Below are 13,579 nucleotides of genomic sequence, written 5' to 3'. Positions count from 1 at the left end.
ACAACCGTTTCATCCCAATCATCGAGCCGGGGGCCTGGGCCACCGGTGGCAGGAGTCAACATGCAAGCTTCGATCGAATCCACCGGCAACCTGGAACGCCGCCTGAGCTTCTCGCTGCCGGAAGACCGTCTGCAGAGCCACATCGTCGGCCGCCTGGGCGAAATCGCCCGTACCACCCGCATCAAGGGTTTCCGTCCGGGCAAGGTGCCGGCCAAGGTGATCGAGCAGCGCTTCGGCGCGCAGGTCCGTGGCGAAGCGCTGGACGGCCTGCTGCGCGAAACCTTCGATGCCGCCGTGCGTGAGCACGACCTGCGCATCGTCGGCAGCCCGCGCATCGACAAGGGCGACGAGGGTGAGTTCTCGTTCGTGGCCACCGTGGAAGTGGTGCCGGACTTCGGCGACATCGACGTCAGCAAGCTGACCGTGGTGCGCCACAGCGCCGAAATCACCGACGCCGACATCGACCAGATGATCGAGAACCTGCAGAACCAGCGTCGTACCTGGGCCCCGGTCAGCCGTGGCGCGCAGGACGGCGACCTGGTCGCCGTGGAAACCTGGTCGCAGGCCGGCGAAGAGCGCCTGCCGGCAGAAGGCACCGAGAAGGGTTCGATCGTGCTCGGCCAGGGCATGATGTTCGACACCATCGAGAAGGGCCTGGTCGGCGTGGCCAAGGGTGAAGAAAAGACCCTGGACGTCGAGTTCCCGGCTGACTGGCGCGTGCCGGTGCTGGCCGGCAAGACCGTGCAGGTCACCGTCAAGGTTGCCGAAGTGTCCGAGCCGGTCGTGCCGGCGGTCGACGAAGCCTTCATCAAGAGCTTCGGCGTGAAGGGCGGTGACGTCGAGCAGTTCCGCAGCGACATCCGTGCCAACCTGGAGCGCGAGCTGAAGGGCGCGCTGATGAACCGCCTGCGCCGCGAAGTGGGCGAGCAGCTGATCGCCGCCTACGCCTCGGTGGAAATGCCGCCGCGGCTGGTCGAGAACGAGGCCCGCGCCATGCTGGCCCAGCAGGTCGAGCAGATCCGCCGCAACGGCCAGAACGTCGGTGAGATCCCGGCCGATGCCCATGAAGGCTTCAAGGACGCCGCCGCCAAGCGCGTGCTGGTCGGCCTGCTGGTCGGTGAAGTGGCCCGCACCAACGACCTGCGCCTGGAAGCCAAGCGCCTGAACGAAACGATGCGCCTGATCGCTTCGACCTATGAAGAGCCGGAGCAGGTCATTGAGATGTACCGCAACGACCCCCAGCTGATGTCTGGCCTGCAGAACCGCGTGATGGAAGAGCAGGTGATCGACTGGATCGCCGAGCGTGCCCAGCACACCGAAGAAAAGCTGTCGTTCCAGGACGCGATCCGCCAGTAAGCCCGGGCGGATCACCGAATGCCCCGCGCCGTTGCCGGCGCGGGGTTGTTTCCCCCCAAGATAGGTACCTCACGTAATGGACAACCGAACCAAAGCCCTGAACCTGGTTCCGATGGTGGTCGAGCAGACCAGCCGCGGCGAGCGTGCCTACGACATCTATTCGCGCCTGTTGAAGGAGCGCCTGATCTTCCTCGTGGGCCCGATCGACGATCACATGGCCAACGTGGTGGTGGCGCAGTTGCTGTTCCTGGAATCGGAAAACCCGGAAAAGGACATCAACATCTACATCAACTCGCCGGGTGGCGTAGTCACCGCCGGCATGGCGATCTACGACACCATGCAGTACATCAAGCCGAATGTGAGCACCACCTGCATCGGCCAGGCAGCCTCGATGGGCGCCCTGCTGCTGGCTGCCGGTGAAGCCGGCAAGCGCTACGCGCTGCCGAATTCGCGCGTGATGATCCACCAGCCGCTGGGCGGCTACCAGGGCCAGGCCACCGACATCGACATCCATGCGCGTGAGATCCTGACCCTGCGCTCGCGCCTGAACGAGGTGCTGGCCAAGCACACCGGCCAGTCGCTGGAGACGATCGCCCGCGACACCGAGCGCGACAACTTCAAGAGCGCCTTCGAAGCGCAGGCCTATGGTCTGGTCGACCAGGTCCTGGAGCGTCGTCCGGATGAGTCGATCCAGGCCGGTTGACCGGCCTTCACGGGGCCCGGCAGGCCCCGTTCCTGCAGGGTCGGGCGGGACTGGTGTCCCTCCGGCCCTGTGCTATTCTCGAATCGAACCCCCGTTCAGCGGGTGGGGTAACTGGGTAAGCGAAGCATGAGCGAAGACCGCCAAGGTCGTTCCACGGACACCGGCAAGATCCTCTACTGCTCTTTCTGCGGCAAGAGCCAGCATGAAGTGCGCAAGCTGATTGCGGGTCCGAGCGTATTCATCTGCGATGAGTGCGTGGAGCTGTGCAACGACATCATCCGTGAGGAACTCGAGGAAAAGGCGCAGTCGGCGCGCAGTTCGCTGCCCAAGCCGCGCGAGATCCTCGAGGTTCTCGACCAGTACGTGATCGGCCAGAACCGTGCCAAGCGCACCCTGGCCGTGGCCGTGTACAACCACTACAAGCGCATCGAGAGCCGGCAGAAGAACGACGACGTCGAGCTGGCGAAGTCGAACATCCTGCTGGTCGGCCCGACCGGTTCGGGCAAGACGCTGCTGGCCGAGACCCTGGCCCGCCTGCTCAACGTGCCGTTCACCATGGCCGACGCCACCACGCTGACCGAAGCCGGTTACGTGGGCGAGGACGTGGAGAACATCATCCAGAAGCTGCTGCAGAAGTGCGACTACGACGTCGAGAAGGCGCAGCAGGGCATCGTCTACATCGATGAGATCGACAAGATCTCGCGCAAGAGCGAGAACCCGTCGATCACCCGCGATGTGTCCGGCGAAGGCGTGCAGCAGGCCCTGCTGAAGCTGATCGAAGGCACCGTGGCCAGCGTTCCGCCGCAGGGCGGCCGCAAGCATCCGCAGCAGGAATTCCTGCAGGTGGACACCAAGAACATCCTGTTCATCTGCGGCGGCGCGTTCGCCGGGCTGGACAAGGTGATCCAGGCCCGTTCCACCGACGTCGGCAGCATCGGCTTCGGCGCCAAGGTCAAGAGCAGCGAGCGCAAGCAGGAAGTGGGCAAGGTGCTGGCCGAAGTCGAGCCGGAAGACCTGATCAAGTTTGGCCTGATTCCCGAGTTCGTCGGCCGCCTGCCGGTGGTGGCGACCCTGGAAGAGCTGGACGAGCCGGCCCTGATCAAGATCCTGACCGAGCCGAAGAACGCCATCACCAAGCAGTTCAAGAAGCTGTTCGAGATGGAGAACGTCGAGCTGGAGTTCCGTCCGGACGCGCTGTCGGCCATCGCCAGGAAGGCGCTCAAGCGCAAGACCGGCGCCCGCGGCCTGCGCACCATCGTCGAATCGGTCCTGCTGGACACCATGTACGACCTTCCCTCGCAGGAAAACGTCAGCAAGGTGGTGGTGGACGAGTCGGTGATCGAGCACAAGTCCGAGCCGTACCTGATCTACCAGACCCCGGCGGCCCCTGAACAGAAGGCCGCAGGCGCCGAGTGATCCTTCCAGGTTGTTGATTGGAAAGGATTTTCAAGGAATGCCTTGCATCTGAAAGCCGATGGCCCCATAACGGGGCCATCGGCTTTTTTTGTCTCCGGAAGATGCCCTCCCGGAGGCGGTTTTCCCCTTCCCTGGAGCCCCCATGGCCCGTTCCCCAAGTGAAACCCTCGACCTGCCGGTCCTGCCGCTGCGCGACGTAGTGGTGTTCCCGCACATGGTCATCCCGCTGTTCGTCGGCCGTGACAAGTCCATGCACGCGCTCGAACAGGCAATGGAAGCGGACAAGCGCATCCTGCTGCTGGCGCAGAAGTCGGCCGAGACCGACGACCCGCATGCGGCCGACCTCTACCAGGTCGGTACGCTGGCGCAGGTGCTGCAGCTGCTGAAGCTGCCCGACGGCACCATCAAGGTGCTGGTGGAAGGCCTGTCGCGGGTGCAGGTCACCCACGTCGACGAGCGCAACGGCTCGCTGCACGGCCAGGCCGTGGAGATCGATACCACCGACGAGCGCGAAGCCCGCGAGGTCGAGGCGATTGCGCGCTCGCTGATGTCGCTGTTCGAGCAGTACGTCAAGACCAACCGCAAGCTGCCGCCGGAGCTGCTGCAGACGCTGTCGGGCATCGACGAGCCGGCCCGCCTGGCCGACACCATCGCTGCGCACATCAGCGTGCGCCTGGCCGACAAGCAGCGCCTGCTGGAAACGCTGGCCGTGAGCGACCGCCTGGAGATGCTGGTCGGTCTGGTCGATGGCGAGATCGATGTGCAGCAGATGGAGAAGCGCATCCGCGGCCGCGTGAAGTCGCAGATGGAGAAGAGCCAGCGCGAGTACTACCTCAACGAACAGATGAAGGCCATCCAGAAGGAACTGGGTGACCTGGACGACGCGCCGGGCGAGCTGGAAGAGCTGGCCCGCAAGATCGCCGAAGCCGGCATGCCGAAGGCCGTTGAAGCCAAGGCGCGCAACGAACTGAACAAGCTCAAGCAGATGTCGCCGATGTCGGCCGAAGCGGCGGTCGTGCGCAACTACCTGGAGTGGCTGCTGGGCGTGCCGTGGAAGAAGCGCAGCAAGGTGCGCAAGGACCTGAAGGCTGCGCAGGACACCCTCGATGCCGATCACTACGGCCTGGAGAAGGTCAAGGAACGCATCCTTGAATACCTGGCGGTGCAGTCGCGCGTGAAGCAGATGAAGGGCCCGATCCTGTGCCTGGTCGGGCCGCCGGGCGTGGGCAAGACCTCGCTGGGCCAGTCCATCGCCAAGGCCACCAACCGCAAGTTCGTGCGCATGTCGCTGGGCGGCGTGCGCGATGAAGCCGAGATCCGTGGCCATCGCCGTACCTATGTGGGTTCGATGCCGGGCCGCATCGTGCAGAACCTCAACAAGGTCGGCAGCAAGAACCCGCTGTTCGTGCTCGACGAGATCGACAAGATGTCGATGGATTTCCGCGGCGACCCGTCTTCGGCGCTGCTGGAAGTGCTCGACCCGGAGCAGAACAACGCGTTCAACGACCACTACCTGGAAGTGGACCTGGACCTGTCCGAAGTGATGTTCGTAGCGACGTCGAACTCGCTGAACATCCCGGGTCCGCTGCTGGACCGCATGGAAGTGATCCGTATCCCCGGTTACACCGAGGATGAGAAGCTCAACATCGCCACGCGTTACCTGGTGCCGAAGCAGATCAAGGCCAACGGCCTGCAGCCGGAAGAACTGGAGATCGGCAGCGATGCGATCCAGGACATCGTGCGCTACTACACGCGCGAATCGGGCGTGCGCAACCTGGAACGCGAGATCGCCAAGATCTGCCGCAAGGTGGTGAAGGAGATCGCGCTGGCCGGCCCGCAGCCGGTGAAGGCGAAGAAGGGTACGAAGAAGAAGGCGCTGGTGAGCGTGTCCAGCAAGAACCTGGACAAGTACCTGGGCGTGCGCCGCTTCGACTTCGGCCGTGCCGAGGAAGAAAACGAGATCGGCCTGGTCACCGGCCTGGCCTGGACCGAAGTCGGTGGCGATCTGCTGCAGATCGAATCGACGCTGGTGCCGGGCAAGGGCCAGCTGATCCTGACCGGACAGCTCGGCAACGTGATGAAGGAATCGGCGTCGGCGGCGTTGTCGGTGGTGCGCTCGCGCGCGGTCGGCTTCGGCATCGACAGCGACTTCCTGCAGAAGCACGACGTGCACCTGCACGTGCCGGACGGTGCCACGCCGAAGGACGGCCCGAGTGCCGGTGCGGCGATGGTCACCTCGCTGGTGTCGATGCTGACCAAGGTGCCGGTGCGTGCCGACGTGGCGATGACCGGCGAGATCACCCTGCGCGGTCGCGTCACCGCCATTGGTGGCCTGAAGGAAAAGCTGCTGGCTGCGCTGCGCGGCGGCATCCGCACGGTCATCATTCCGGAAGAGAACCGCAAGGACCTGGCCGACATCCCGGCCAACGTCACCCGCGATCTGAAGATCGTGCCGGTGAAGTACATCGAAGAAGTCCTGGACCTGGCGCTTGAACGTCCGTTGGCACCCAAGAAGGCACGCAAGAGTGCGCAGCGTGTCACGGTGCGCGGCAAGGCCAAACCGAGTGGAAGCGCGCGCGTCAAGCATTGACGCGCGCTGTCCGATGGCCCGAAACCCGCGTCGTTGCTGGCTTTCCAGCTTGCGTGGGGGTAGGGCCACTGGTATAAAAGCAGCACTCGCGAATGAGTGATCGCTGTCAGCGATGACTGAATCGGCGAACCGTTTCCACATGGCGGCCGCATGCAGAAGGCGTGCGGTTGCTTCCCTGTCGAATAAGCGGAACCCACCGCCAAAGGAGTTGTAGAGAATGAACAAGACCGAATTGATCGATGCCGTTGCTGAAGCTGCCGACCTGACCAAGGCCGAGTCCAGCCGCGCTGTCGATGCCGTCGTTGCTGCCGTCACCAAGGCGCTGAAGGACGGCGATGCGGTCACCCTGGTTGGCTTCGGTACCTTCCAGGTCCGCGACCGTGCTGCCCGCACCGGCCGCAACCCGAAGACCGGCGACACCATCAAGATCGCTGCTTCGAAGAATCCGTCGTTCAAGGCTGGCAAGGCCCTGAAGGATGCTGTAAACTAAGCGGCTCGCTGGGGTGCTTAGCTCAGCGGTAGAGCGTCTCCTTTACACGGAGAGGGTCGGGGGTTCGAAACCCTCAGCACCCACCACAGCACCGCGGTAAAAGTTTGAGTGTGGAGCGGTAGTTCAGCTGGTTAGAATGCTGGCCTGTCACGCCGGAGGTCGCGGGTTCGAGTCCCGTCCGCTCCGCCAACTCTAAAAGCCCTCGGCACACGCCGGGGGCTTTTTCTTTGTGTGCTCGCGAAGAGGCGCGCAGGCCGCGCCGGTGCTGCTTTTGGTCCCTGCGGCGAAGCGGGTTACACTGCCGGGCTCGCCAATCAGGCCTTGTGATTCCTCACCATGCTGCAGAAACTCCGCGACAAGACCTCAGGCTGGATCGTCACCGTGATCCTGGGGCTGCTGATGATTCCGTTCCTGTTCGTGATCGACAACAGCTACCTCGGTGGCGTTGGCGCTCAGAACGTGGCCAGGGTTTCCGCACCTCCGACCTGGTGGCGTTCGGCGCCGTCGTGGTGGCCGGTGCGCATGATGTGGCAGCACCACGAGATCAGCGCGCAGGATTTCCGCACCCGTTTCGAACAGGAACGCATGCGCGAGCGCCAGCAGCAGGGCGAGAACTTCGACCCGCGCGCGTTCGAAAGCACCGAAAACAAGCTGGCCGTGCTGGACCAGCTGATCGACGAGCAGGTCGTGCGCCTGGTGGGTGAGCAGGCCGGCGTCGTGATCGGCGATGGTGCGGTGCGCGAGTACATCGCCACCATCCCGGCCTTCCTCGATTCGAACGGCAAGTTCAACGAGAACAACTACCGCCTGGCGCTGGCCGGTGGCAATCCGCCGCGTACCCCGACCCAGTTCCAGGAACTGGTGCGTGAGAGCCTGCAGCAGTCGGTGATTCCGTCGGGCCTGCAGAACTCCGGTTTCGTCACCCAGTCCGAGACCGAGCGCCTGCTGAAGCTGCTGGGCGAGACCCGTGACGTCGAGCTGGCCGCTCTGCCTGAAGTGCCGGCCGATACCGCGCCGGTCACCGATGCGCAGATCAAGCAGTGGTATGACAGCCACGGCAAGGATTTCCGCCAGGCCGAGAGCGTCTCGCTGGAGTATGTCGAGATCAACGGCGCCAACCTGCCGGCACCGGCCGCGGCCGACGAAGCGACCCTGCGCAAGCGCTATGAAGATGAGAAGGCGAAGTTCACCTCGCCGGAGCAGCGCCAGGCCGCCCACATCCTGATCACCGGCGACGGTGCCGAAGCCAAGGCGAACAAGATCGCTGCCGAAGCGAAGGCCGCTGGTGCCGACTTCGCCGCGCTGGCCAAGGCCAATTCGGAAGATCCGGGTTCGAAGGCGCAGGGCGGTGACCTGGGTTGGGTCGAGCGTGGCGCGATGGTGAAGCCGTTCGAAGACGCCCTGTTCGCCGCCAAGGCCGGCGACGTGATCGGCCCGGTCAAGACCGACTTCGGTTACCACATCATCAAGGTGGCCGCCGTGCGCGGTGGCCAGGGCAAGTCGTTCGAGGAAGTGCGTGACACGCTGGCCGCCGAGCAGCTGAAGGCCGACGGCGAGCGCGGTTTCAACGAGCTGGCTGGCCGCCTGGTTGATGCCATCAACAAGAGCCCGAGCGATCTGGCGGCTGCCGCCAAGGAAGTGAAGCTGCCGCTGCAGACCCTGGGCCCGATCACCCGCGCTACCGCCAGCGGCATCGCCGCTGATCCGGCGGTGCTGCGCGCTGCCTTCTCCGACGTGCTGGTACAGGACGGCACCGCCAGCGACCCGATCGCTCTGGGCGGCGCCAGCAACCACAGTGTGGTCATCCGCGTCTCCGCGCATACGCCGGAGCAGGCGATGCCGCTGGACAAGGCCCGCGAGCAGGTGATCGCCGCGATCCGCGCCGATCGCCAGCGCCAGGCCAGCGACAAGGCTGCTGACGCTGTGCTGGCCAAGCTGAAGGGCGGCGCCACCCTGCAGTCGCTGGCGGCCAGCGAGAAGCTGCAGCTGAGCCCGATGCCGGGCCTGCCGCGCAGCCAGCCGGTGCCGACCCCGGACATCCACCGCGCGATCTTCAGTGCGCCGGCGCCGGTCAATGGCAAGCCGAGCTACGGCAAGGTTGACGTGAACGGCCACGCGCTGCTGTTCGCGGTGAACAAGATCAACCCGGGCGACATCAAGGAAGTGACCGCCGAGCAGCAGAAGCAGCTGAAGGACCAGCTGAGCCAGATCGATGGCATGGCCGCGGCCAAGGCCTACGTCGAAGCGATGCGCAAGAAGTTCGTGGTCCAGACCACCGAAGCCAACCTGTAAGCCCCGCGGCGAGCAGGAACGAAAAGGCCCGGCATTGCCGGGCCTTTTTTGTGGCTGCGCGTCGTCTTTGGCGCGTTAGGGCTTTGGTAGTGGTCGAGCTTGCTCGACCGCCTTCTGCCGGGTTGGCGTGCGTCAGTCTTCGACGCGCAGTACAGCGCCCGGCTTCAGCACGCTGCTGCCGCTCAGCCCGTTCAGCGACAGCAGGGCCTTCACCGGCATGCCGTAGCGGCGGGCGATGGTCCAGGCCGACTCGCCATCACGCACGGTGTGGCGGCGGCTGCGCGGGCGGTCGGCGATTGCGGCAACGGTCCTGGCGACCGTCGGCGTGGGCACAGCAGTGGCCGCCGGGGCCGCGCTGGCGACCAGGGCGCTCGCCGCCTCCGTGACCGTCGCATTGGCGGCCGAGACGGGAGCCAGCACGCGGGTGGTGCCGGCAGCGCGGCCACCCGTTGCCAGCGCGGGGTTGAGGCGGGCGATCTTCGCCGGGTCCAGGGCGCGCTGTGCGGCCCACTGCTGGACGCTGGTGCCGGCCGGCAGGGTGTGGTCCTTCAGCACCGGCACGGTGCGGTCCAGCGAGGCCATCACGCCGGGCTGGTCTTCCACGTCTTCCAGCACGCAGGCCAGGGCATGCAGCTTCTCGACGTAGGCATGGGTGACCGGTGACAGGCCGGGCAGGGCCGAAGGCGTGGCGTTCTGCGCATTCATGCCGGCCTTGCGCATGGACTGCAGCACGCGGTACTCGCCGGCGTTGTAGGCCATGGTGGCCAGGCGCCAGTCGCCGCCGAACATGCCGTGCAGGGTCTTCAGGTAGCGCACCGCGGCCTGGGTCGAATCGACCGCCGACAGGCGGCCGTCGTAGCCGTTGGCCATCGGCACGCGGTGGTTGCGCGCGGTGGTGGCGATGAACTGCCACAGGCCGGTCGGGCCGCTGCCATTGCGGGCATTGGGCCGGTAGCCGCTTTCGACGAAGGGAATCAGCGCGAATTCGGTGGGCAGGTTCGCCTTGCGCAGCTCTTCGACCACGTAGCCGAACAGCACCAGTGCATCGTCATCCTGGTTGGCCAGGCGCGACGGGGCATGGGCGAACTGCTTCTGCCAGCGCGGGCTGGTGGCCTCGGCGTCACAGCGCGGCTCGGCCAGGCCGTCGCGGAAGCTGGTGAAGATCTCCTGGCCATTGCGCACCGAGGCGGCCGGAAGCGTGGACGGGTCCAGCGGCAGCGCTGCCGCAGCCGTCAGGTTCTGGCTGATGCCGGCGCCCAGCGACTGAGCGCCCGCGGTTCCGGCCAGCCCCAGGGCAAGGCCCAGGGCCAGCGGCAGACTTCGGCGCATCATGCGCGGAAGCCGTCTTTCCAATGCCGGAGACCGGCCATCACGTCGACGTCGTCCACGACGTCACGGCCCAGGTGTGCCGATACCGACTCACGAATCGGCGCCGTGTGCACACGCAGGAAGGGATTGCAGTCGAATTCGTTGGCCAGGGTTACCGGCAGGGTGGAACGGTCATCGCGGCGCATGGCCAAAGCCTCCTCTTGGCGCTGCCACAGGGCAGCGTTGGCGGGGTCGACATGCCGCGCGAAGACGGCATTTGACACGGTGTACTCGTGGGCGCAACAAAGCAGCAGTTGCGCGGGCAAGGTACCCAGCTTGCGCATCGATGCCAGAAGCTGGGACGGCGTACCTTCGAACAGACGTCCACAGCCCAGGCTGAACAACGAATCTCCGCTGAAAAGATGTTCAGCAGTGTGAAACGCGATGTGGCTGCGGGTATGCCCGGGCACGGATAGTACGTGGAACATCCGGCCCATTGCCTGAACGCGTTCACCTTCAGCGACCCGTTCGGTGGCCGTGGGGATGCGCTCCTCCACGGGCGCGATCACCCGCACGCCGGGAAAACGGGCCTGCAGCGCCGGCACGCCACCGATGTGGTCGTCGTGGTGGTGGGTGAGCAGGATCGTGTCCACGCGCAGGCCCTGATCGGCCAGCGCGAGCACCGGCGCAGCATCGCCGGGGTCGACGACCACGGCGGCGCCATCGTCGTCGATCAGCGTCCAGATGTAGTTATCCGCAAATGCGGGCAGGGCAGTCAGTCGCATAGAATTGGACCATGCCCGCGCTGCAGAGCACCCGTCAAGCGAGCCAGACCCCGTGGTTCGACAGTGAACCGGCGGCGGCGTTGCGCGTGCTGGAGCGGCAATTGCTGCTGCCGCAGCTGTCGGTGTTGCCGTCCCAGCCCTGGTTGTGGATCGCGCCGAGTGCGGCCTGGCTGGACGACGCACAGCTGGGCGGGCGCGGCCTGCGACTGCACCGGCAGGGACACGGCTATGCCGGTGATACCCGCTGCGCGTTGCCGCTGCCGCTGGCCAACGAGAGCGTCAATGCGATCGTGCTGCAGCATGTCACCGCCGCCGATGCCGACCTGCTGCTCGACGAGTGCGAGCGCGTGCTGATGCCGGGCGGCCACCTGTGGCTGAGCAGCCTCAATCCGTTCAGTCCGTACCGCACGCGCTGGCGCCATCACGGGCTGGTGGTGCGCACGCCGCAGCGGATCCGCCTGCTGCTCGGCCGGCATGGCCTGGAGTGCGACGATATGCGTTATCTCGGCCCGCTCTGGCGGGGGGCCGGCAGCCGTCGTCCCGGTGGCTGGGCGCCCTTGCGCGCGGCCTGCCTGTTCCATGCGGAAAAACGCACGCTGGCCCTGCCTGGGCCGAAACCGTTGCCGGTGCGTTGGCATGGCACCGTTGCTACCTGATCTGGAGTTGTATTGAAAACCATCGAAATCCACACCGACGGATCCTGCCTCGGCAATCCCGGCCCCGGCGGCTGGGCCGCGCTGCTGCGCTACAAGGGCCACGAGCGCGAACTGAGCGGTGGCGAAGCGCATACCACCAACAACCGGATGGAGTTGATGGCGGCCATTTCCGGGTTGGAGACGCTGACCGAGCCGTGCAACATCGTGCTCTACACCGACTCGCAGTACGTGCGGCAGGGCCTGACCCAGTGGATGCCCGGCTGGATCCGCAAGAACTGGAAGACCGCTGGTGGCGACCCGGTGAAGAACCGCGAGTTGTGGGAGCGGCTGCATGCGGCCACGCTGCGGCACCAGATTGACTGGCGCTGGGTGAAGGGCCACTCCGGTGACCCGGACAACGAACGGGTGGATACGCTGGCACGCAACGCGGCCATCCAGGTCCGCGACTCGAGCCCGGTAAACTGAGCCCATGCGTCAGATCATCCTCGATACCGAAACCACCGGCCTGGAATGGAAGAAGGGCAACCGCATCGTTGAAATCGGCTGCGTGGAGCTGTTCAAGCGCCGCCCCACCGGCAACAACTACCACCAGTACATCAAGCCGGACTGCGAGTTCGAACAGGGCGCGCAGGAAGTCACCGGCCTGACCCTGGAGTTCCTGGCTGACAAGCCGGATTTCGCGCAGATCGCCGACGAGTTCCTGGCGTTCATCGATGGCGCCGAGCTGATCATCCACAACGCGGCATTCGACCTGGGCTTCCTCGACAACGAGCTGTCGCTGCTGGGGCCGCAGTACGGGAAGATCACCGACCGCTGCACGGTGATCGATACCCTGGTGATGGCGCGCGAGCGCTTCCCCGGCCAGCGCAACTCGCTGGATGCACTGTGCAAGCGGCTGGGCGTGGACAACTCGCACCGTGCATTGCACGGCGGCCTGCTCGATGCGCAGATCCTTGGCGATGTCTACATCGCGCTGACCTCGGGCCAGGAAGAGATCGGCTTCGGCCTGGGCGATGAGGACGGCGGTGGCGCAGGTGCAGCGCTGCAGGCGTTCGATACCAGCAAACTGCTGCCGCGCCCGCGGGTGATGGCGACGCCATCGGAACTGGAGGCGCACGCTGCGCGGCTGGAGCGGCTGCGCAAGAAGGCCGGCCACGCGCTGTGGGATGGCCCGAAGGTGGAAGAGCCCGCCAGCGCGTAATGCGTGGCGGTCGTGCCGGCTACTGGCCGGCATCGACACATCCGCGCATGGCGTGGATCTACCGGCTAATGGCAGCGCACCAGGATCACGCTGATGTTGTCGCGGCCGCCGCCATCGAGCGCGGCGGCGACCAGCGTATCCACGCATTCCTGCGCGCTGGCGTCCTCGAACGCCAGGGTGCGGGCGATGCCGCGGTCGTCCACTTCCTCGGTGAGGCCGTCACTGCACAGCAGCAGCTGCATGCCCGGGCGCAGCTCTCCGCTGGTGGTGGCCACGTTCAGATGCGCCGGATCGGTCACGCCCAGGGCCTGGGTGACCACGTTGCGATGCGGATGCGCGCGTGCCTGCTCGGCGGTCAGGTTGCCCTGCGCGACCAGCTCCTGCACCACGCTGTGATCCTGGCTGAGCTGGGCCAGCTGGCCATCGCGCCACAGGTAGGCACGGCTGTCGCCCACCCACGCCACTTCATAACGGTTGCCCTGCACGCGCGCGGCGACGACGGTCGTACCCATCGGCAGGGTGTCGTTGCGCCGCCGGGAGGCGCGGATGATCTCTTCGTCGGCAGTGCGGATGGCCTGCACCAGCGGCGCGCCGCGGCGGATTTCGCGCACGATGGTCTCGCGCGCCAGCGCACTGGCCACTTCGCCGCAGGCGTGCCCGCCCATGCCATCAGCCACCAGCCACAGGGCCAGCTCACTGTCACCGTAGTAGGTGTCCTCGTTGAGCTCGCGGCGCATGCCGGGGTGGGTGAGGTGTCCGAATTCGATCATGGTGGGCGGGGG

General features: G+C 65.9%; 12 protein-coding genes and 2 tRNA genes. 11 read left to right on the top strand and 3 right to left on the bottom strand.

The genetic code is table 11. The features are described from left to right. Positions 1 to 60: 60 nt before the first annotated feature. The 8 genes from tig to O0J73_RS04755 all read left to right on the top strand — a co-directional run bounded on the left by tig (position 61) and on the right by O0J73_RS04755 (position 8,847). On the top strand, positions 61 to 1,356 hold the full coding sequence (gene tig, locus O0J73_RS04790) for a trigger factor (RefSeq protein ID WP_197563632.1): 1,296 nt from the start codon (positions 61 to 63) through the stop codon (positions 1,354 to 1,356). Positions 1,357 to 1,432: 76 nt separating this feature from the next. Beyond that, positions 1,433 to 2,059 carry an ATP-dependent Clp endopeptidase proteolytic subunit ClpP gene (clpP, locus tag O0J73_RS04785; RefSeq protein ID WP_004146318.1) on the top strand — a complete coding sequence of 209 codons (627 nt, stop codon included), beginning with the start codon at positions 1,433 to 1,435 and terminating at the stop codon, positions 2,057 to 2,059. Between the two features lie 126 nt (positions 2,060 to 2,185). Further along, positions 2,186 to 3,475, top strand: a complete 1,290-nt coding sequence (gene clpX, locus O0J73_RS04780) for an ATP-dependent Clp protease ATP-binding subunit ClpX (protein ID WP_004154600.1) — start codon at positions 2,186 to 2,188, stop codon at positions 3,473 to 3,475. A gap of 142 nt (positions 3,476 to 3,617) precedes the next feature. After that, positions 3,618 to 6,065 (top strand): endopeptidase La, encoded by a 2,448-nt coding sequence (gene lon, locus O0J73_RS04775; protein ID WP_308308121.1) that lies wholly within the window; start codon positions 3,618 to 3,620, stop codon positions 6,063 to 6,065. Positions 6,066 to 6,282: 217 nt separating this feature from the next. After that, complete coding sequence (locus tag O0J73_RS04770; protein ID WP_004146343.1) at positions 6,283 to 6,555, top strand: HU family DNA-binding protein; 273 nt, start codon at positions 6,283 to 6,285, stop codon at positions 6,553 to 6,555. 11 nt (positions 6,556 to 6,566) lie between these two features. Beyond that, a tRNA-Val gene (locus O0J73_RS04765) sits at positions 6,567 to 6,641 on the top strand. A gap of 26 nt (positions 6,642 to 6,667) precedes the next feature. Then, positions 6,668 to 6,744: transfer RNA gene (locus O0J73_RS04760), tRNA-Asp, on the top strand. 147 nt (positions 6,745 to 6,891) lie between these two features. Then, complete coding sequence (locus O0J73_RS04755; RefSeq protein WP_197563628.1) at positions 6,892 to 8,847, top strand: peptidyl-prolyl cis-trans isomerase; 1,956 nt, start codon at positions 6,892 to 6,894, stop codon at positions 8,845 to 8,847. A 132-nt stretch (positions 8,848 to 8,979) separates the two neighbouring features. On the opposite strand, the gene O0J73_RS04750 is transcribed toward O0J73_RS04755, so the two are convergent. Then, positions 8,980 to 10,179, bottom strand: a complete 1,200-nt coding sequence (locus tag O0J73_RS04750; RefSeq protein WP_308308120.1) for a lytic transglycosylase domain-containing protein — start codon at positions 10,177 to 10,179, stop codon at positions 8,980 to 8,982. Beyond that, a complete protein-coding gene (gene gloB / locus O0J73_RS04745; RefSeq protein ID WP_308308119.1) occupies positions 10,176 to 10,940 on the bottom strand; it encodes a hydroxyacylglutathione hydrolase in 765 nt (254 codons plus the stop codon). Before gloB ends, O0J73_RS04750 begins: the two co-directional genes overlap by 4 nt. Positions 10,941 to 10,951: 11 nt before the next feature. Here gloB and O0J73_RS04740 point away from each other — a divergent pair, with 11 nt between their 5' ends. Genes O0J73_RS04740 through dnaQ form a run of 3 tightly spaced genes read left to right on the top strand, consistent with a single transcriptional unit; the run spans position 10,952 to position 12,797 of the window. After that, entirely contained in the window at positions 10,952 to 11,596 is a 645-nt protein-coding gene (locus tag O0J73_RS04740; protein ID WP_004154602.1) for a hypothetical protein, read from the top strand. Positions 11,597 to 11,608: 12 nt separating this feature from the next. Then, a complete protein-coding gene (gene rnhA / locus O0J73_RS04735; protein ID WP_004154603.1) occupies positions 11,609 to 12,061 on the top strand; it encodes a ribonuclease HI in 453 nt (150 codons plus the stop codon). A gap of 4 nt (positions 12,062 to 12,065) precedes the next feature. After that, positions 12,066 to 12,797, top strand: coding sequence for a DNA polymerase III subunit epsilon (gene dnaQ / locus O0J73_RS04730; protein ID WP_004154604.1), 732 nt, complete (start codon positions 12,066 to 12,068; stop codon positions 12,795 to 12,797). Positions 12,798 to 12,862: 65 nt separating this feature from the next. On the opposite strand, the gene O0J73_RS04725 is transcribed toward dnaQ, so the two are convergent. After that, positions 12,863 to 13,567 carry a PP2C family serine/threonine-protein phosphatase gene (locus tag O0J73_RS04725; RefSeq protein WP_133933935.1) on the bottom strand — a complete coding sequence of 235 codons (705 nt, stop codon included), beginning with the start codon at positions 13,565 to 13,567 and terminating at the stop codon, positions 12,863 to 12,865. Between the last annotated feature and the right edge of the window lie 12 nt (positions 13,568 to 13,579).

Source organism: Stenotrophomonas sp. Sm6012 (genome assembly GCF_030985895.1).
In the GTDB taxonomy this organism is placed as follows: domain Bacteria; phylum Pseudomonadota; class Gammaproteobacteria; order Xanthomonadales; family Xanthomonadaceae; genus Stenotrophomonas; species Stenotrophomonas forensis.
Note: the sequence above shows the minus strand (reverse complement) of the source record. Positions and strands in the feature narration are given on the sequence as shown.

Bases quoted from the DNA above. Each gene is read 5' to 3' on its own strand.
- O0J73_RS04725 (WP_133933935.1), bottom strand. From the start codon at position 13,567: ATGATCGAATTCGGACACCTCACCCACCCCGGCATGCGCCGCGAGCTC.
- O0J73_RS04750 (WP_308308120.1), bottom strand. From the start codon at position 10,179: ATGATGCGCCGAAGTCTGCCGCTGGCCCTGGGCCTTGCCCTGGGGCTG.
- lon (WP_308308121.1), top strand. From the start codon at position 3,618: ATGGCCCGTTCCCCAAGTGAAACCCTCGACCTGCCGGTCCTGCCGCTG.
- O0J73_RS04740 (WP_004154602.1), top strand. From the start codon at position 10,952: ATGCCCGCGCTGCAGAGCACCCGTCAAGCGAGCCAGACCCCGTGGTTC.
- O0J73_RS04755 (WP_197563628.1), top strand. From the start codon at position 6,892: ATGCTGCAGAAACTCCGCGACAAGACCTCAGGCTGGATCGTCACCGTG.
- tig (WP_197563632.1), top strand. From the start codon at position 61: ATGCAAGCTTCGATCGAATCCACCGGCAACCTGGAACGCCGCCTGAGC.
- dnaQ (WP_004154604.1), top strand. From the start codon at position 12,066: ATGCGTCAGATCATCCTCGATACCGAAACCACCGGCCTGGAATGGAAG.
- clpX (WP_004154600.1), top strand. From the start codon at position 2,186: ATGAGCGAAGACCGCCAAGGTCGTTCCACGGACACCGGCAAGATCCTC.
- clpP (WP_004146318.1), top strand. From the start codon at position 1,433: ATGGACAACCGAACCAAAGCCCTGAACCTGGTTCCGATGGTGGTCGAG.
- O0J73_RS04770 (WP_004146343.1), top strand. From the start codon at position 6,283: ATGAACAAGACCGAATTGATCGATGCCGTTGCTGAAGCTGCCGACCTG.
- gloB (WP_308308119.1), bottom strand. From the start codon at position 10,940: ATGCGACTGACTGCCCTGCCCGCATTTGCGGATAACTACATCTGGACG.